Source organism: Paenibacillus sp. VT-400 (assembly GCF_001029205.1).
GTDB classification, from domain to species: domain Bacteria; phylum Bacillota; class Bacilli; order Paenibacillales; family Paenibacillaceae; genus Paenibacillus; species Paenibacillus amylolyticus.
The window spans coordinates 2711709-2731357 of the sequence record NZ_LELF01000067.1 but is presented as its reverse complement, the minus strand read 5'-3'; the positions used below and the strand labels follow the sequence as shown (position 1 = coordinate 2731357).

The following is a 19649-nucleotide window of genomic DNA, read 5'->3' as shown; positions in this document are numbered from 1 at the left end:
TACTCACTTTATATCTACTACAAAAGGTACTGTAAAGACTTCTCCATCATGCTGGAATTGGCCCCAGATTTTATAGATTCCGCTATGCGGGAAGGAGGTCATAAACTCCGCTTTTGGACCTGTTGCCTTTTCCTCTGTTGGATGAACATGCAGATATTGCTCTGCATCCTCAGAAAGGATAACAACATGACCTACAGCACCGAGGTATTGTTCCAGATTATTGATCCCTTCGTTCGTTGACGCATCCATGATATTAAAGGTCAGATTTACGTCGTTGTTGGCCTTTTTGGTACTCAATGAAAGTTCGATTTTTTTACCATCCACTTCTTTTACAAGGTTGGAATCCGCTTGAACAGGCTTTTGGGCTTTTTCTTGTCCCCCAACGTTCACCCATTCACTGAGTGCAGTACTCGCTCCACCTTTTGGAACAAAGTCGGCAAGGATTTTGTATTCGCCACCGACTGGAAATGAAGTTTCAATCGCAAACTTTCCATCGCCTTTATAATCAGGATGAATGTGATTAAAGTAAGAAAGATCTTTACTCACTACGATAAGGTGCATTCGTTTTTCGTGACCCATTTCAAATTCATTAACCGGATTACCATCGACGTCCGTGATTTGGATTGTCAGATGCGAATTTTCATTGGCCTTCACATCTGATGCAAAGGAGAACGAGACTTTAAGGGTACTTGCTGTTGAATCAGCATGAGGCCCTGCATGATCATGACTCGCACCTTCAGTTTCAGAATTCATCTCAGTATGATTCATACCACCATGTCCATCTGTATGTGCACTTTCTTTAGGGGTTCCGCAAGCAGACAACACACCGAAAGCTAAAACACCGGTTAACATTAGCATGATTTTTTTACTCCTCATCATCATTATGTTCGCTCCTATTCTAGTACTTTGACTAGTGACGTACTTTTACGCGTTGCAATCGCAGGGCGTTCAGAACGACGGATACCGAACTCAAGGCCATCGCTGCGCCTGCAACCCATGGTGCTAACAGACCGATAGCTGCAATAGGGATGCCTAAAGTGTTGTAACCAAGTGCCCAGAACAAGTTTTGCTTAATGTTGCGCATGGTCTTACGACTCATGTAGATAGCATCAGGAATACTGGATAGATCACCGCGCATGAGTGTTACATCAGCCGCTTCCATCGCTACATCTGTCCCCGTGCCAATCGCCATACCAATATCTGCAGTGGCCAAAGCTGGTGCATCGTTAATACCATCGCCAACCATGGCCACTTTTTTACCTTGTGATTGCAGTTTTTTCACTTCTTCCGCTTTTCCTTCCGGCAAGACCTCTGCACGAACGTGGTCAATACCTACTTGAGCAGCGATGGCTTTTGCCGTCCGTTCATTGTCACCTGTAATCATAATGACCTGAATGCCCATTTCTTTCAGACGGCTCACTGCAGCTTTCGAAGTTTCTTTAATCGTGTCTGCTACAGCGACCATACCTGCATATTGACCATCAATGGCAACCAGCATCGCAGTTTTGCCCGCTTCTTCCAGACGTGACATCGAATGATAAGCCGCTTTTGCATCGATATTATACTTTTCCATCAGTCGACGCGTACCCACGAGTAGTTGTTTACCTTCAACCATTGCTTGGATTCCGAAACCCGGAAATGCTTCAAAGGATTGAGTTCCTGGTAGTTCGATATTTCGTTCCTGGATGCCCACAACGATGGCTTCTGCAAGTGGATGCTCAGAATTTTTCTCTGCAGCTCCAACAAGTTTCAGGAATTCATTTTCATTGCCAAGAGCGACGACGTCAGTCAATTCAGGTTTACCTTTTGTAACAGTACCGGTTTTATCCAGAAGGATCGCATCAATTTTATGTGTCTGTTCCAGATGTTCCCCGCCTTTGAACAACACCCCTAGTTCAGCCGAACGACCAGACCCCGCCATAATGGATGTTGGGGTTGCAAGTCCAAGTGCACAAGGGCATGCGATAACAAGAATCGCAATTGCTTTTTCTAACGAACCTGCAAAATCGCCTGGTGTAACCCAGAAGTACCAAACCACAAAAGCAACTATTGCAATCCCTACAACGATCGGGACAAATATGCCCGAGATCACATCGGCTACCCGCTGAATTGGTGCTTTTGATCCCTGAGCTTCTTCAACAACCTTAATAATTTGTGCAAGAGCGGTTTCTTTACCTACTTTGGTTGCTTTGATCCGAAGAATACCGTTTTTATTAATCGTAGCTCCAATCACAGCATCTCCGACTTTTTTCTCTACTGGAAGACTTTCACCCGTAAGCATGGATTCATCTACAGATGAGATCCCTTCCAGCACCTCTCCGTCTACAGGAACTTTATCTCCTGGGCGAATAAGGACAACATCTCCTACAATGACTTCATCCACTGGAATGGTAAGTTCTTTGCCATCCCGAACCACTAATGCCGTCTTCGCCTGCAGACTCATCAGTGATTTAATTGCCTCTGATGTTCGGCCTTTCGCAAGTGATTCAAACAATTTACCCATAAGAACCAATGTAATAAGGACCGCACTCGTTTCATAATAGAGGGATGGACCATGATGCATCCCGTCAGCCATACTTGACCATTGAATGGTTAAATACAAACTATAGAAGTAGGCTGCAGAGGTACCAAGTGATACCAACACATCCATGTTGGCACTCCTGTTTCGGAGAGCCTTATACGCACCTACATAGAACTGTCTACCAATATAAAATTGTACTGGTGTAGCTAGGATTAGTTGGAACCACGGATTCATAAACAATTCCGGCACATAGATCCATGAAGTGAACGAGAAGTGACCTACCATAGTCCACAACAGCGGCAAGGAAAGAATCGCCGAAATCAGTAATTTCCGTTTTTGATTACTCAGTTCTTTCGCACGATGGTCACTTGCACCACCACTGGAACCGTCTGCCTTCACGATCGCCGTATAACCAAGTTTTTTCACCTTGTTTTTCATGTCTTCGATGGAAACTTCACCAGGGGAAAATTCAACTCGGGCCGTTTCCATGGCGAAGTTTACTGAAGCGTTAGTCACGCCGGGCAACTTGTTCAGGCCCTTTTCAATTTTGTTCGCACATGCTGCACAGGTCATGCCTTCAAGATTGAACTGCGCAACCTCTGATACGGAACCATATCCAAGTTTTTTGATTTTTTCCTCAAGTTCTTTCATTTCCACTTTCGTGGGATCATACGTTACACTTGCCTTTTCCAAAGCAAAGTTAACATTTGCTGATGTGACCCCGTCCATTTTACCGAGGCCTTTTTCGATTTTGTTTGCACATGCTGCACAGGTCATTCCTGTAATTTGTATACTCGACTGTTTTGTCTGAGCCTCTGCTGTTGCCACAATAACTCACTCCCCTCATCGTCCATTACTTACGCTACTTCGTAGCCTTGCTCTTCAATAACTTCTTTAATTTGCTCCAAGGAGACTTGATTTTCATCATACGTCGCTTCAACCGAATCATCACTGAGGTTCACCTTGCCACTCACTCCAATTTCTTTCAGAGCACCTTCGATGGAGTTTACACAATGTTGGCAGCTCATACCTTGTACATTCAAAACAATGTTTTTCATCTTATTTCGTCCCTTCTTGTGGGTGATTTTTTGGTTTAGTTTGACCTAAACGATGGGCTAAACTCTCGAGGCCAGTTTTTCAGGTCTCATCAAGCTCTTGTACAATACAATACCCCCCTACCCTATATTAGTCAACATATTTTTATACCCCCCTACCCTATATGGACTATCTTTCTCGTTAGATCAATGAATTTATGGAGAGAAGAACCGATTATTTATACGCTGATTGGTAGTCGGATCATGTTCTTGTCCTTGATTTGGGAATAAAACTTGGACCGATAAAACAAAAAAGCCGCTAAAATAGCGACTTCAATGGGACCATGATCTTGTCCCACGATATAAAATTCCTTTATTTATGGTTGAATGTTACTCCATCCGCTTACATCACATTGTCCATAATCATTATCACCCACAGCAACCATCGTACCATCCGATTTCAGTCCAATCGTATGGGCACACCCCGCCGAAACAGCTCTAATTCCGTGCCAGCCACGTACATCACATTGGTTATGTTTATTCGAACCCACAGCAACCATTGTACCGTCGGACTTAAGACCAACGGTATGATAACTCCCCGCTGCAACTGCTACAATATCGCGCCATTCGCTTACATCGCATTCGCCATTATTATTTCTACCCACAGCCAATACCGTGCCATCCGATTTGAGCCCAACCGTATGAAGATACCCCGCCGAAACAGCCAATATGTCGCCCCAGTCGTTTACGTTACATTGGTTATATTTATTGTTACCAACTGCTGTTACCGTTCCGTTTAATTTTAGACCAACTGTATGCCAGTCACCCGTCGTGACCGATACAATATTGCGCCAGCTGCTCACGTTGCATTCCCCTTCATTATTTCGCCCGACCGCAACCACGGTGCCATCTGATTTAACCCCAACCGTACGGCACCAACCTGCCGAAACGGTTACAATATCGCGCCATTCGCTTACATTGCATTGGTCATGCTTATTCCAACCTATAGCAGTTACCGTACCATCAGATTTAAGACCAACGGTATGTGCATTACCGGTGTTCGTAGCCATATGAACATTACCAGCCGCAACTGCGACGATATCGCACCAATCGCTTACCTTACATTGACCATATTTATTATCACCCACAGCTATTACTGTTCCGTCACATTTAAGAGCAACGGTATGACGACGACCTGCCGCTATGGTACAGTTACGGAACCGTTTCGTCTCAAAAACCGCTTCCTTCCGTGAATTGTAGTCCATATCTTCCTCCTCTCCACCAATTGAAAATCCGCGGTTAGTTCAACTGTTAAGTTATAAAGTTTGTTGTTAAATCGCATGTTACAAAAGAAAGGCTCGCACAGGCAGGGTATTATTACTTCCCTGCCCAATACGAGCGTCTATGTCATATTGCACTCAAACGGTTGATCCGAATGTGTACTTTTAGCAATCATTTCATTTCATGTAGCGATAGTCTAATAGATCCTTCAAATTTGAAATTTTCTGCAACAGCTTTTCTCCGACATTGGTTTCCCTCACCAGCTTCCGCGCCAGTTCTTTGTCCACCAATCTTTTTAGAGATAACACGTCCGTTCCGTTACATAACACATCTTCTTTTGAATTAAATTTCTTGTGGGCAACGAGCTGCATGCCAAAGGAATTGTACAACAAGGTATATCCGGCAATGCCCGTTGTGGATTGATAGGCTTTGGAAAAACCGCCGTCAATCACGATCATTTTTCCGTTTGCTTTAACAGGGCTCTCTCCACTAATTTCTTTGACTGGCGTGTGCCCGTTAATGACATGTCCATGATCTGGATTCAAATCAAACTCCTGCAAGATTATTCGACAGATATCTTCATTTTCACGTAAATGGTAGTACGGATTCTTTCTCTCTTTATGTGCTTCTTTATCTTGGATAAAATATCGTTCAAAAGTGGTCATTTCTCTCTTTCCAAAGAGCGAGGAACATTCTCCTGTCCAGATGTACCATACCATATCCGTCGCCAGATCTTCTGTCTCTTCCGGATGCGCAAAGGCGTAACGTAAATAATCTTCAAAAACATCAAGCAATTGACGGCCCGCATATGTCTTGTCTTCAATCTGCATTTCTTCCATATTTCCTTCTTCATCCAAAGGAATACAGCCGTGGATTAACAAATTCCCGTTGTATTTTAAATAAAGGCTACCTTTTTTCATGAGAAAATTCATATGTCTGGCCATCTTTTCGGAATGCTGAACGGAGAACAGCAGCTTTTCCATCACCTGGCGTTCTTCCTCCAGCAATTGTTCAGGTTTCTGCGGATTTACGGTTGCAAAACAGGTGTTTTCCAGCAGGTACGTTTTACCGCAGATGTTGATTTCATTGTTGTCGTAATCAATCTGCTCCAGCAAAAGTCTTTCAGACATATTAAAGTATGGGCGTCTCTTGATAATCGGGCTTTCAAGTTTAAACTGAATCATGGCAATGGCTTGGTGAATTTTGGTGATCTGCAGAATTTCCTGCTCCGATACATTATGTCCAGCCTGTAACTTAGGTCTGAAGGACGGATTGTCTTCGTAATATTTCTCCGCCAGGTTTAGCAGTGGGCGCAGATTGATTCCGTATACATCTTCAATGATGTCCAGATTATCGTATCTGGCGCAGATCCGAATAATATTCGCAAGGCAGACCAGAGAACCTGCGTAGGCTCCGATCCAGAGGACATCATGGTTCCCCCACTGTATGTCTACAGAATGGTAGTTGATCAGCGTATCCATAATTTTATCGGGGTACGGCCCCCGGTCATAGATATCTCCAACCACATGAAGATGGTCAACCACCAGGCGCTGTGTCGTATAAGCAAGGCCGATAATGAGATTGTCCGCCTGGCCCAAAGAAATAATTTGCCGATATATTTCCTCGTAATAAGGATCCTTATTGTTGGTCGAATCCGTCTTGTATAGAAGCTCTTCTACAATATATACATATTGCTCCGGCAGAGCTTTACGCAATTTTGAGCGTGTATACTTGGAAGAGGCATAAGAAATAAGCTTAAGCATGTGTTCAATTGTTAGTCTATACCACTGGTTCAAAGCCTGTTTATTGCTCAGTTCCCCTATAACCAGCTGAATTTTTTCTTCCGGGTAATAAACCAACGCCGCAAAATCATTGATTTCTTGATCCGTCCAAACCTCCCGGAATAATTCTTTGATTTTCTCTTTGACGGTACCCGAACCGTTTCGTAGTACATGCTGAAAAGCCTGAAACTCCCCATGCAAATCACTGACAAAATGCTCGGTTCCCTTCGGGAGATTGGAGATCGCTTCAAGGTTGATGATCTCTGTTATAATTTTTTCTTCCGTATCATATTTCTCGGCCAATAAATCTAGAAACTGCTCATCCAAAACAGATGTCCCCCTTCAAGGAAGTATGGTGTTGTATAGCCGGGTCCAAAAGCTTTAGACCGATATCAAATTACACTCTATACTTGGCATTGATTATATGGTAATTATCAGCATCGCCTTCCCCCATCATACTCCAGTTCATCATATATGAACAAATTTCATTGAATGGATTTGAATGAAACAATGTTTGTAGTTATTTAGGAATAAGAACTGTGTTCAATCTGTTCTGGTCCCTCGACATTTTTTTACTAACTGCTATTTTACACAATGAAAAATAAACGATCTATTCTCAGAATTTGCTTGTTTGAATTCCCAATCACCATATGTTTTAATTTTTGAAAAACCGATTTGTTTCAGCGACTCATTGAATTCTTCTTGATTTCGAAACCTCAGCTGCATTTTTTCATGAACTAACACTTTGTCTGTTTTAGTATTTTTTACTATTTCATAGAAAGTGTAAATATCTCCCTCAAACCCTTCATATTCTGTATAAATTTCTAAAGGATCTCCGCTTAGTCTATCTTTAGCTAAGTCAGGAGTTTTGTCCTTCTCCCATTCTTCCCATACTTTTACCAAAGGGTTTCTTGTATCAAAAATAAAGTGACCCCCGATTTTTAGGGATCGGAATACGTCTGAGATTACTCGTTTCCAGCTGTCATCTGTAAGAAATACCTGTGCAACATTCGCTGTCATAATTACCGCATCATAGGTATTGGTTTGTAAATCCGCACTATCACCTATAATCCATTCCACACTTTCAGAATTATCTTTACTTCGCGCTATTTCAATCGCTTCTTCATTGGGATCTATAGCGGTAATTTTATAACCGCACTGAACAAGATGAGTAGTCCATCTTCCTGTTCCACAGCCCAGGTCAGCTATAGATTCTACTTGTAATCTCTTTAACAATGAAAGGAAAAATTCATCGTCTTTTCCCCAATGGTTAATCTGGTCATATACTAATGGAATCATAAATAATGTCTCCTCACTTTCAACAGCATTTTACTGTGCTCAACAGTTTGATGTCTCGTACATAAGCTATACGGTTTTATTCTTACTCTGTGAACCAAAAACTTCCCTGGTTGCTTCTATAAAAGATAACATCATTGGTGAAAGCCACTTGTCTTTATGCCACAACATCTGTGTATATACCTGCAAGTCCGGAATTTGCCATGGGAGGACAACAAGTTCTCCGCGTTCAACTTCAGATTCCGCGACGATCTCAGGAAGAAAGGCAATACCGATTCCTGAAATTGCACATTGTTTAATGGCTTCAGCACTTTGAAACTCTAAATATGTAATGCTATCAATGCCCTCTTTCTCAAATGACCGATCAAACATCGTCCGATAGGGACAACCCTTCTCATTTGTCAGGAACACTTCATCATGAAAATCTTCCAATTGCAACACAGTTCGTTTGGCGAGTGGGTGATCTGGAGCAGCTAACAATCGGAAATGTTCTTCCAGCAAAGGTTCCACGGAAAGTCCACTCGAGCGAATTGGTTCATCCAACATATAAACAATATCCGTGGTCCCCTCAAAGAGCGTTTGCTTGAGCTCTTGATTCGGAACTGAGCGGAAAATTAAGCGAACTCCCGGATGCTGCGAACGAAACCGTTGGAAGACAGGTGGAAGCCGATAGGAGCAAATAACCTCATTCGCACTTATCGTTAAGGTTCCACTTAGTTTTTCATTATTATGGACAGCACTACGAGCCTCGTCCATTTTTTCGAGAACGCCTTGGGCGTGTGTTAAAAAGCGTTTACCCGCAGTTGTGAGCGCGAGTTGCTTGCCCAACCGATCAAAGAGGCGAACACCTAGCTCATCTTCCAATGCTTTAATTTGCATCGTGACGTTGGAAGGAACGTAGCTCAGCACTTCTGCTGCCCGCGTGAAATTCAATGTTTTTGCAACCGTACAAAACGTATTCAGTTGACGCAATTCCATCCAATGATCCCTCCTTCATCTTTCAATTTTATTGAATACTATCTTGAATTCTATTCACTTTTATTGAGAGTATCACAAGCTCTATACTGAGTACAAGAGATCACAGTGAACCTGTGGTTTTTCATTTTGAAGGGAGCAATTATACGATGGATTATGAAATTTTTAATTTGGGTGATGTACTCTTACAATCAGGAGTGACGTTACCAAACGCTTATCTCGCTTATCAAACTTACGGAAAATTAAATGAACAGAAAGACAATGTTATTGTCTATCCAACGGCTTTTGGAGATCAGCATATTCAGAATGAATGGCTCATTGGCAGCGGGATGGCACTGGATCCAGAGAAATATTTTATTATCGTTCCGAATTTGATGGGCAATGGACTCTCTTCCTCTCCCAGTAACACGCCTCCTCCATTCGATCGGGCTAACTTTCCACAGGTAACCATCTATGATAACGTACGATTCCAGCACCAACTGCTGACCGAAAAATTCGGTATTCAAAAGATTGCTCTCGTCGTCGGGTGGTCAATGGGCGGCATTCAGGCATTTCAATGGGGGGCAAGTTACCCGGAGATGGTTGAACGAATCGCACCTTTTGGAGGCATCGCCAAACCTTGGCCTCACACATTTGTGGTCCTGGAAGGCGTGAAAGCTTCACTGCTATCTGCAGTCGGCTTCGACTCAAGTAAATTAAACCAACTAAGTTCTACAGACATGCGTGCCGTTGGTCGGGTGTATGCGGGATGGGGACTATCACATGCGTTTTATAGAGAAGAGCTATACCGTGAGATGGGATTTGACACATTGGAGGATTTTGTAGCTGGTGTTTGGGAAAATAGCTTTATGAATATGGATCCGCATAATGTTCTGGCCATGTTATGGACAGGACAACATGCAGATATCAGTGCAAACCCCTCCTATAACGGAGACTTTGATAAAGCACTTCAGAGCATAAAAGCTTATGCCTGTATCATGCCGGGAAGCACGGATCTCTTCTGCACAGCGGCCGATAATGAATACGAAGCTAAGCGTATACCTAATGCTGTCTTGAAACCAATTCAATCGATCTGGGGCCATTTTGCCGGTCGTGGAATCAACAGTGCCGATAATCAATTTATTGATGACAATCTAAAACAGTTGTTGTCACTTAGCACTAATGAATAGATCGTCACTTGCATTGGGAATTCAGTGAAGAGAAGCGTTGATCTTTCGGAGGGAGAGCTCCCCCCAAGCAGTGGTGTTGTTGAGTGATGATGTAGAAATTAAGGAACCAGCAATAATGAAGTTGAGGACCTTATTCCGATCTTTCTTTTGCATCCTCTGCCAGTCTCATCTCTATGTCTTTCATCTTTAATTCCACCGGATAACTCACTCTGGTTGGCATTACAAACACACCTCCAAGATGATCTTGAAGGTGTGTTTGATTAATACATATTCCTAATGATTATAACTACAATTAAGTAAGTACAGTCATCGCCTCTCTTGTGAATGGAACCAGATCATCAGTACGTCCTTCTTGAATTTTCTTAACCCATTCAGGGTCGACTAGAAGAGCACGGCCTACAGCAACCAGATCAAACTCATCATTCTGGAGTCGTTGTACCAATCCCTCGATACCGACGTTACTTGCGCCTTTACCTTCTGTGAACAGACTTGTAAAGTCACCATCAAGACCAATCGATCCAACAGTGATTGTCGGTTTACCAGTCAGTTTTTTGGTCCAACCAGCAAAATTCAGATCAGACCCTTCGAATTCCGGCTCCCAGAAACGGCGTGTGGAACAGTGGAAGATATCGACTCCAGCTTGAACCAACGGTGCGAGAAGCTGCTCCAGTAATTCCGGTGTTTCAGCCAATTTAGCCTGATAATCATCTGTCTTCCACTGAGACAAACGCAGTACAATAGGGAATTCCGATCCCACTACTTTACGGCAAGCCTCAATCACTTCAACTGCAAAACGTGTGCGAGCCATCATATCTCCACCGTAACGATCCGTACGAGAGTTGGTTTTCTCATACAGGAATTGGTCGATCAGATAGCCGTGTGCTCCATGGATTTCAATACCATCGAACCCAACGCGTTTCGCTTCTGAGGCTGCTTGTGCGAATTCCTGAACGATTGTAGCAATCTCAGCTTCCGAATAATCATTAACATGACCTTTGGCTCCCATATGCCAGATCTGTGGAATAATTCGACCACCAGCTTCATGTACTTCAGATACAACATGTGCCCAGCCATTCATTGCAGCTTCGCCATAAAAGTGCGGCACATTGGCTTGATTGGATGCATCCGGATGATTAATTATTGTCCCTTCTGTCACAATAAGCCCCACTGCGTTCTCTGCTCTGCGGCGATAATAGCCCGCAACATTTGAACCCGGAATACCGTCCGGAGAAAATTGACGCGTCATCGGCGCCATCACGATCCGATTGGATAACTTCAAGTGACCTAATTCTATAGGTTGGAACAATGCTTCTACGGATTGAGAATAATTCATAATAACCTCCACATATTTCGTTTTATATAAATTGACCTAGGAGATGTTAAACAGCAACTAGCCTGGTTAACAACTAGACGTTATTTCCAAATGAATCAATACACGATTTTTATCGAAAAGCCCCACCTCCTTCAAGGTTTCGTGGTGTATTAATCCGCCTTCAATTATTGTTGACTTCGTAGTCAAGAATTTCACAAAAAAAAGATCAAGACATGATCATGCCAAATGAAGTACGCAGAACCGTCTCGATCTGTTCACGGGATGAACCTGATTTCTCCATAACTCTCACACCAAGAATGGTGTTATTTAGATAAGATGCAAGCTCTATACTCGTATACCGGTTGGAAATTAACTGTTGATTCTGGCCACTACTTATGATCTTCTCTAATACCAGTTGAATCTCTTCAGCCATGAGCTCAGTTTCGCGTGTGACCTGCTCGTCATCTGTTCCGAATTCGAGTGATGCATTCACAATTAGACACCCTTGGCAGCTAGTTTCATCGTCTAAAAGGGAATATCGTAAGGTATCCAGTTTATCAACGGGAGACGAATCCAGGGCTTCAATCTCTTTCAGTTTCGCTATAACCTGTTCACGGTAAAGTGCCAGCGCCTTCAGGAACAACGATCGCTTGTCTTTAAAAACACAGTACAAACTTTGCTTTTTGACTCCTGTAGTACGCGTAAGGTCCTCATAAGAAGTTGCTTTGAAGCCTTGATTCCAGAACACTTCCATAGACTGGTGTAATACACGATCGACATCAAATTCTCTTGGTCTGCTCATGGGATTAATGTATCAGTTATTGACCATGCAGTCAAGAACTGATCATTTTACATCCTAATCTCTACGGTAATTTCCTGCAGGTCCATTGAATGCGGTCTAACTCTTCCGGTAAGCAACCTTGTGAAAAGCATTGATATAACGAAACAGTGCTTCACCATCATCAGGCACATGCGTACTTGTATCCAGTGGTAGCATCATTGCCTGATACGGCTCTGGCACCATTCTATATTGATGGACATAGGAGGTTAGGATGAACCCGTTGCGTTGCCAGAACTGTATGCGTTCCTGATGAGCCTCTGTTGTCCCGAACTCCGCCTCGATAATCATACCTTTAATCCGGTGTTCCCTTAACGCCCAGGCTCTGAGCTGCTCCAGCATCCAGGTCCCTATGCCCCACCCACGCATCTTCTGTTCAACCGCGAGGTAATCGATGATCAGGATGCGGTCCGCAACCTTCCCCTCCAGTCCAGTAACAGCCATCGCAACCACTTCTCCATGATGCACGCCCGTGTGTAAATAACCAATCTTCCGGTCCAGCATACTGCGCAGAATCGCTTTTGTCTTAGCGCCGCTTTGAAAAGCCTCATGATAGATTCGCTCCATCCGCGCCCACAATGCTTCATCCCACTCCTCTATAGTCGTAAACTCTAATTCCAACATCTCATTCGCCTCCAGCTTTAATTCAGATTTATCGTGATTCAAGACATGTAAGAGATATTCCTTCCGGTTTAATGGATTATGATCGTATCTTGTGCATGAAGGCACTTCACCATCGAAGGGCTGATAGCCATAAAATCCGGGCGGGTTCGACCTCTTTTTTCTGCAATTCTGAAGACTGTAGCATGTCTTTAATCTTAAAAGTTTATGTTTTTATCGTTCGCATATCTGGCGTATATTCACAAAATTCATCTACCCTACCCGTTAACGTAATGAAAGCTGCCGACACAGGCAGCTTCATTTTCGTCGTTTATTCAATTATAGTTTCTACGTTAGCGTAATAAAGCATTAACTTTTAATATCTTTTTCAGCCTTTTGTCTATATCGAATTATGGAAAGAGGTAAATTAACTACTCCAAGAATAAAAGAAGAGCTAATAGATATCCATTGAGATATTGAAGGATAATTTGGTTTTCCGTCTCCTACAGGTCCTATTTTGGGTTGGTGGCTATCCCACAAAACATATAAGAGACCAACAGCAGGTAACAATATGCAAACTACACTTGCAACTATATGTAACACATACTTGTTCAATCCTACCCCTCCATTTATTGTATTCCTACTCCTTAGTTTAACAAAAAAAATTCTCCTTTAAGATATTTCCTAAAATAGTTTTCAATAACTGTTGGAAAATTTGCCGCTAAGGATTGTTGTTCATTTGTATTTAGAGAATGGAATGCGAAAGTCCTAATGATTGACCAAATAAAAAATGCTTCTAATAACTAGACATAATTCTCTTCCAGTTGATTTACTTTGCTATACGATGAAATAAAATAAATAAAAGCCATAGCCACAATTCGAAAAATCTATAGGTTGAGGAGTATCCTCATAAAAAACATAGTTACTCTCATGAAGGTCAGAATGAATAACTCCCCAGTTACTTGGCAAACGTTTATGATTTTGTATCACATTTGCTATTTTATGTGCTGACTCTTCTACATGAACAAACACTTCACTTGAGATAAGCTCTAAATTTACTAACCATTTTAATTGATTAAGTGAGCCGCCATTAAGAGAGCTAAATTTTCAGTTTCATTACTTGTTGGCTCTCTTTGAAGTACGCTTCCATGAATACATTGATGAATAGTCACCATGATTGTATTTTCGCTAAGATCAGTTGAGATTTTTGTTACCAGATCACCTTGAAGATTTCTAACAGGTACAGGTATGACGAGATTTGTATCTTTAACCAAAGCTTCAAGCCAAATAAACTCTGATGTGATATTCCCTTTTGATTGAATGGAAATCGTTGAGATATGGATTTTGATAAGAAACTTTTGATGCATCGTTGGTCTGAACTTGAAATTTAACATTATCACTCTTTCCGAGATACACAAGTTTTTCCCAATAGATTGGGTATTGATGTAAAGCTTCTTTCGCCACCTTCGCATAATCTTCTTCAGAAAGCATAGTATCCACTCCAGTTAATGTGATTTATACTTCACAATTTTACCAAGTGAACTTTATTTTATGGTGATAAAAGTTGATTATAACTAAACTTTACTGCCCTGTACCTACACAAAATTTCAAATGATGTACTTGCCATAATTTAGTTGTCAGATGAGTATCGCTGCGGAGCAAAAATATCTGGATAAATGTTAATTTCACCCATGTAGTCAATAAAATCAATTATAATTAATTTATATTAAGTCGATTACCCACCCTAAGTTAAAAGGATAATCATACGCAAAAAGACATAGTGATGCATCGCGTATGTTCTAAGGGTTATATAGTTTTCGAATACACACTTATGTATAAGAGGGGGTGAATGATATGGCGATAATGCCTGTTATAGTAATGATCTTTGTATTTGTACCTACCATTGTACTCATGGTAAGCATGCCTTATTTAACAAGAGAGACGATTAGTTTTGGAGTCACCGTCAGCCCTGTACAATTTCATAGCGAACCTCTACGCCAGATGCGGAAGTCATATGCTAGGATTAATGCTACCTTGCATACCATCCTATTCATTGTTTGTATCATCTGCCTAATATACGGTGATGAACATTCCAAGCAACAAAGTTGGATCATTGTCGCTTATTCACTCGCCATGGCCGTAATCTCCCTAGTCATAAACATTAGCTATCATTTCAAAATGAAAAGTTTACTACCTATGCTGCCTATTGCTCTGGAACCATCGATCATAGCAGTGGACACTGGTTTTCGGAAAAGAAACATTAGCTTGTCTAGTAAGTGGTTCCTCATCCATGTTTTCATTGTTGTTGTTGGTATTGTAACTGTGCTACTCAACTACGAACTAATTCCTGACCAGATTCCGATCCATTACAACAGCAGTTGGAACGTAGACGGCTATGCAGCTAAATCTTATAGTTCTGTGTTTATGCCTACGATAATGCAAGTGTTCTTAATACTTGTGTTCATATTTGAGAATTGGAGTATTCGCAGAGTGAAGCAGCAGGTTCAACCCACTGATCCGAACCGTTCCATCAGACAAGACATAACTTTCCGCCGTACTTGGTCAGGTTTTATGATTACAGCAAGCTTCTTAGTAGTTATCCTGTTGTCCGTCGTGCAACTAAATATGATATCTCTGCTTAACATCAATTTCGCTATTCCCATTGTCCTAATCATAATAGCCTTTATCATCCTATACGCCTTAGCCTTATCGTTCTGGGCTGGTCAGGGCGGAAGCCGATTGGAGCAATCGGCAGATCGCTCCAATTCTAGACCTGTCCATGATGATGATAAATGGCTATTAGGTATGATTTATTTCAATCGCAAGGATTCAAACCTAATCGTCGAGAAAAGGTTTGGAGTCGGCTGGGGATTAAATTTCGGTCACCCAGTATGCTGGCTGATTTTTCTCGGAATTATCGTACTGTTAGTTGTGGTGTAACCAGGCTTGGAGGTTAGTACTCGCTGGAGTATTCTAGCTAGGGCAGACCTGTGGCGTGATTTGACTTTGATGTCATGCCGGGTGATGGGACTATGTTATTATCCATTCCGTCAATCGGTACAAGTTCTTGTCCCACGACAACTTTTATTCTGGTAAGGACATTTATATTCAATACGTTCTAATGCTCTTTGGAATGTTAAGTCAGCTCCGAGCATAATGTATGCGGAAACCGTCTGTAAGCTTGACGAGATCGTGTCTACGGCTTCATTCGCTGCGAACTTACTCCCATCACATCAAACTTTGGTGCAGTTGGACCTACTTTCATTGGGTTATTATACGACTACTCAGGAAGCTTCCTTCCAACGATGATCGGAATAACGAAGGAAAAGGAACATTGAATAGAACAAGAAAGAAAAGTTTAACTGGTATAAAAAAGTAATCGAAACCAATGGGGACGAATTAACCTAAACAAAAATTCATGTGTGATCACTCAACCTCCACTACAGTGGAGGTTTTAGTATAAATAAGGACTAAACTTAATAAAGCTGGTCTTTCGAAATGATAGATACCACAATTTCCCCTGTTTCAACAGCTACAACTGGTCCCATTGCATGCTAAGAAGTACCTTAGTCTCGTACTCGCCATGTTAAAAATATATTGTTCCTATTTCCTCTCACGTTTCATACCCAATACTGCGTGTAAAAAATCCGCTATAATAGCGACTACAATGGGACTATGTTTTTGTCTAACGACACTTTACATATACGGGGATTCTTTTTATATGGATTTCAATGTATACAAACTTCATAAATTCCTTCGTTTTTATACCACTCCTTCTTCATTTGCGTCCTGTAGTATGTCTTACATCGGGATAATGAAGGAGCACAACGAATGAAGAAAACGATGATGTTAACCTTACTCATAGTCATTACGGCAGGAATGATCTGGTGCAACTGGGGGCTTGTTAGGACAGGTCAGAATCAGCCGGACTCTACATTTGGCACCAGCGGCTGGCAGGAAAATAGGCTTATTGCACATGCATTTGGTGGAGTTAACGGTGCTAGCTACACCAATTCTTATGAGGCATTTATAACCAATTACAATAGAGGGTACCGTTTGTTCGAGGTTGATCTTGTGCAGACGACGGACGGGAAGCTTGTAGCCAGACATGATTGGTCGCAGAGGCTACAGCCGGATTTGGCCGCTCATCGCGGACGAAACGTAACAACGCTTCAGTTTGAAAACTCGCTTATTATGGGAAGATTCCACCCTCTTACCCTGCCGGACATACTGCAGCTGATGCAGCAATATCCTGATTTTGACTTAATTGTGGATACGAAAGCAGGCAGCAAAGAGCAAATTCAGCAGCAGTTTGCGCATCTAGTCAATGAGGTTCGACGTACGGATCCTGCACTGCTCAACCGGATTATACCTGAAATTTTCAGCCCGGAAATGTATGACACGGTTATGGGAATCCACCCCTTTCCAAACAAAATATATTCACTTTACAAAACTGGCGCCTCCGCCGAAAGTATTGTAGAATTCGTAAGGGACAAACAACTGACAGCGGTTGCCATGCCTGTATACCGTGTGTATCTAAACCCCAATTTAGTTCCAACACTACATAAGTTTGGGGTAAAAAGCTATGTTCACACCGTCAACAGCAGACCGGTTATGCAGATTCTGTCCAGGTTCGGGGTGCATGGATTTTACACGGATCAGGAAGAATCACCAGCGGAGCTGATGCTTGCAGACGCTCCCCCCGGCCATGTTGAATTTTCGGGATACATGAGTTCCGGATTAGTAAATATAAGAAATATCGTGATGAAGGTGAGAAATAATGGCTATAAATAACATTCTTGTTGTAGACGATGAACCGGAAATTCGAGAAGCGCTCGTTATTTATTTGAAAAGCGAAGATGTGGATGTATTAACTGCCTCTAACGGATTGGAGGCGCTGGAAATTCTTGAACAAGAAACCATTCATCTTATTATCATGGACAACATGATGCCACAGCTCGATGGAATTAAAACGACATTTAAAATTCGTGAAAACAAAAATATACCGATCATTATGCTTTCCGCCAAGTCAGAAGATAGCGACAAGATTTTGGGACTCAACGTTGGGGCTGATGACTATATTACGAAGCCGTTCAATCCTCTAGAGCTGATCGCTAGAGTCCGATCTCAGCTGCGCCGGTTTACGAATTTAGGTTCCTTCCAGTCAAACGGGGATGAGCTCATTCAAGTAAGAGGACTCGTGCTGAACAAAAGCTCGAAGACTGTTGAGATAGATGGAGAGGACGTCAGATTGACCCCGAAAGAATACAAAATTTTGGAGCTGCTGATGGAGAACAAGGGTAGGGTTTTCTCAATCGAAGAGATTTATGAGCGCGTGTGGAATGAACTGATCTTCACTTCAGAGAATACGGTTGCCGTACATGTGAGAAACATTCGTGAAAAAATTGAAATCAATCCTAAAGACCCAAAATATTTAAAGGTGGTATGGGGAATTGGATACAAAATCGAGAAAAAATAAAGCCGATCGGAAGGTTCCAATCGACCTTATTGTCATCATTGTCGCCGCGATTCTATGGAGCCTCGTACTCATAAACAGGTATTCATACACGGGGTTGAGTCTGAGCTATTCAACTTCAAGTTATATCCAGACACTGCTTGCCTTAATTATTCTTTGCCTGCTGGCAAGCAGACTGTTTCTTTATTTTAAGGCACCCCATAGTAGGCGTTCCTTCTGGCATGGCAGTCTGCTGATGGATTACTTTCATGTTTGGAGGACCGGTCTTAGAGCCAGTTTACAAAACGGGAGACTAACGTTTGGCCTCATCATGATGCTTTTGCTAACCGCGATAGCCGGCATTTGTATTTGGCAGGCAGTCACATATTACGGACAGGGGTGGCTTCTACTTTATTTGTTGCTCTACGTGTTGTTCTTGGTTCCATATATACTTTCCAAGCTTAGAAGATTCATCGCCATTATCAACGGGAGCAAAGAGATTGCCGAAGGAAATATTCAAAACACAATTCAGGATACCGGCAAGGATGATCTATCCAAGCTTGCTGGTTATATTAACAATATGAAAGCCGGGTATCAAAGCGCGCTGGAGAATCAAATGAAGAGCGAACGGTTAAAAACAGAGCTGATTACCAACGTATCACATGATTTGAAGACCCCGCTTACTTCTATTATCAACTATGTTGATTTATTAAAAAAAGAAGATCTGTCTACGGAGACCACCCGAGCCTATATTGAAACCCTGGACCGGAAGGCGCTACGGATGAAGCTGTTGATTGAAGACCTGTTCGAAATCTCAAAGATGGCCAGCGGTACAGTAGAGCTGGATATTGAGTACGTCGATGTCGCGACATTGTTGACACAGGCGATTGCCGAGTCCAACACCAGTATAGGACAAGCGTCGCCTGTGATTCGGGAGAGGATTGCGAAATTCCCGATCCATGCACATTTGGACGGCAATAAAATTTGGCGTGTATTCGAAAATTTAATTGGAAACGCGCAGAAATATTCGCTTCCGGGAACCAGAATCTATATTTATTTGGATGAGTCTGATGATCTGGTGCTATTCAAAATTCAAAATACTGCTGCTTATGAGATTGATTTTGCTGCGGAAGAGTTGTTCGAGCGTTTCAAAAGAGCAGATGAATCCCGCCAGACAGAAGGCTCCGGCCTAGGGCTGTCCATTGTGAAAAGTATCGTTGAGCTGCACGGCGGGGAGATCAAAATCGAAATTCATGGTGATCAATTCAACGTTATTCTGCATTTGCCCAAGCAGCGCTTAATTTAAAAGTCCTAAAACTACGTTAACCCTCAATGCTCCTTTTCAGGAGTATGAGGGTTAACTTTTCATTTTTATTCAGGTATAAAA

18 protein-coding genes are annotated in these 19649 nt (G+C 42.2%); 5 read left to right on the top strand and 13 right to left on the bottom strand.

Features of this window, described 5'->3' with window-relative positions:
- Nucleotides 1-3 precede the first annotated feature (3 nt).
- The 7 genes from EL84_RS22600 to EL84_RS22570 all read right to left on the bottom strand — a co-directional run bounded on the left by EL84_RS22600 (nt 4) and on the right by EL84_RS22570 (nt 8891).
- On the bottom strand, nt 4-882 hold the full coding sequence (locus tag EL84_RS22600) for a hypothetical protein (protein ID WP_235431577.1): 879 nt from the start codon (nt 880-882) through the stop codon (nt 4-6).
- 28 nt (nt 883-910) lie between these two features.
- Nucleotides 911-3349: a heavy metal translocating P-type ATPase gene (locus tag EL84_RS22595; RefSeq protein ID WP_152683058.1), complete on the bottom strand. Its 2439-nt coding sequence runs from the start codon at nt 3347-3349 to the stop codon at nt 911-913.
- A gap of 29 nt (nt 3350-3378) precedes the next feature.
- Nucleotides 3379-3579 (bottom strand): cation transporter, encoded by a 201-nt coding sequence (locus tag EL84_RS22590; RefSeq protein WP_047843207.1) that lies wholly within the window; start codon nt 3577-3579, stop codon nt 3379-3381.
- Between the two features lie 353 nt (nt 3580-3932).
- Entirely contained in the window at nt 3933-4820 is an 888-nt protein-coding gene (locus EL84_RS22585; protein ID WP_047843206.1) for an RCC1 domain-containing protein, read from the bottom strand.
- A 192-nt stretch (nt 4821-5012) separates the two neighbouring features.
- Nucleotides 5013-6944, bottom strand: coding sequence for a fructose-bisphosphatase class III (locus EL84_RS22580; RefSeq protein WP_047843205.1), 1932 nt, complete (start codon nt 6942-6944; stop codon nt 5013-5015).
- Nucleotides 6945-7199: 255 nt separating this feature from the next.
- Complete coding sequence (locus tag EL84_RS22575; protein WP_047843204.1) at nt 7200-7916, bottom strand: class I SAM-dependent methyltransferase; 717 nt, start codon at nt 7914-7916, stop codon at nt 7200-7202.
- 66 nt (nt 7917-7982) lie between these two features.
- Nucleotides 7983-8891, bottom strand: coding sequence for a LysR family transcriptional regulator (locus EL84_RS22570; protein WP_047843203.1), 909 nt, complete (start codon nt 8889-8891; stop codon nt 7983-7985).
- Nucleotides 8892-9037: 146 nt separating this feature from the next.
- On the opposite strand from EL84_RS22570, the gene EL84_RS22565 reads away from it, so the two are divergent.
- Complete coding sequence (locus tag EL84_RS22565) at nt 9038-10057, top strand: alpha/beta fold hydrolase (protein WP_047843202.1); 1020 nt, start codon at nt 9038-9040, stop codon at nt 10055-10057.
- Between the two features lie 292 nt (nt 10058-10349).
- On the opposite strand, the gene EL84_RS22560 is transcribed toward EL84_RS22565, so the two are convergent.
- The 6 genes from EL84_RS22560 to EL84_RS31820 form a co-directional block, all read right to left on the bottom strand.
- Nucleotides 10350-11390 (bottom strand): NADH:flavin oxidoreductase, encoded by a 1041-nt coding sequence (locus EL84_RS22560; RefSeq protein ID WP_200904540.1) that lies wholly within the window; start codon nt 11388-11390, stop codon nt 10350-10352.
- Nucleotides 11391-11595: 205 nt separating this feature from the next.
- On the bottom strand, nt 11596-12171 hold the full coding sequence (locus EL84_RS22555; protein WP_047843201.1) for a TetR/AcrR family transcriptional regulator: 576 nt from the start codon (nt 12169-12171) through the stop codon (nt 11596-11598).
- 96 nt (nt 12172-12267) lie between these two features.
- The gene (locus EL84_RS22550) at nt 12268-12831 is read right to left on the bottom strand and encodes a GNAT family N-acetyltransferase (protein WP_047843200.1); all 564 of its coding nucleotides are present in this window, start codon (nt 12829-12831) and stop codon (nt 12268-12270) included.
- Nucleotides 12832-13176: 345 nt separating this feature from the next.
- Nucleotides 13177-13422, bottom strand: coding sequence for a hypothetical protein (locus EL84_RS31430; RefSeq protein ID WP_082219104.1), 246 nt, complete (start codon nt 13420-13422; stop codon nt 13177-13179).
- Between the two features lie 222 nt (nt 13423-13644).
- Nucleotides 13645-13839 carry a hypothetical protein gene (locus tag EL84_RS33150; protein ID WP_366520059.1) on the bottom strand — a complete coding sequence of 65 codons (195 nt, stop codon included), beginning with the start codon at nt 13837-13839 and terminating at the stop codon, nt 13645-13647.
- 35 nt (nt 13840-13874) lie between these two features.
- On the bottom strand, nt 13875-14201 hold the full coding sequence (locus EL84_RS31820; RefSeq protein ID WP_161799443.1) for a hypothetical protein: 327 nt from the start codon (nt 14199-14201) through the stop codon (nt 13875-13877).
- 460 nt (nt 14202-14661) lie between these two features.
- Here EL84_RS31820 and EL84_RS22540 point away from each other — a divergent pair, with 460 nt between their 5' ends.
- The 4 genes from EL84_RS22540 to EL84_RS22525 all read left to right on the top strand — a co-directional run bounded on the left by EL84_RS22540 (nt 14662) and on the right by EL84_RS22525 (nt 19568).
- Nucleotides 14662-15747 (top strand): DUF1648 domain-containing protein, encoded by a 1086-nt coding sequence (locus tag EL84_RS22540; RefSeq protein WP_047843198.1) that lies wholly within the window; start codon nt 14662-14664, stop codon nt 15745-15747.
- Between the two features lie 891 nt (nt 15748-16638).
- Entirely contained in the window at nt 16639-17601 is a 963-nt protein-coding gene (locus tag EL84_RS22535) for a phosphatidylinositol-specific phospholipase C/glycerophosphodiester phosphodiesterase family protein (protein ID WP_053061570.1), read from the top strand.
- A complete protein-coding gene (locus EL84_RS22530; protein WP_036613934.1) occupies nt 17588-18286 on the top strand; it encodes a response regulator transcription factor in 699 nt (232 codons plus the stop codon). The genes EL84_RS22535 and EL84_RS22530 overlap by 14 nt, the downstream gene beginning before the upstream one ends.
- Nucleotides 18261-19568, top strand: a complete 1308-nt coding sequence (locus EL84_RS22525) for a sensor histidine kinase (RefSeq protein WP_200904539.1) — start codon at nt 18261-18263, stop codon at nt 19566-19568. The genes EL84_RS22530 and EL84_RS22525 overlap by 26 nt, the downstream gene beginning before the upstream one ends.
- Nucleotides 19569-19649 lie beyond the last annotated feature (81 nt).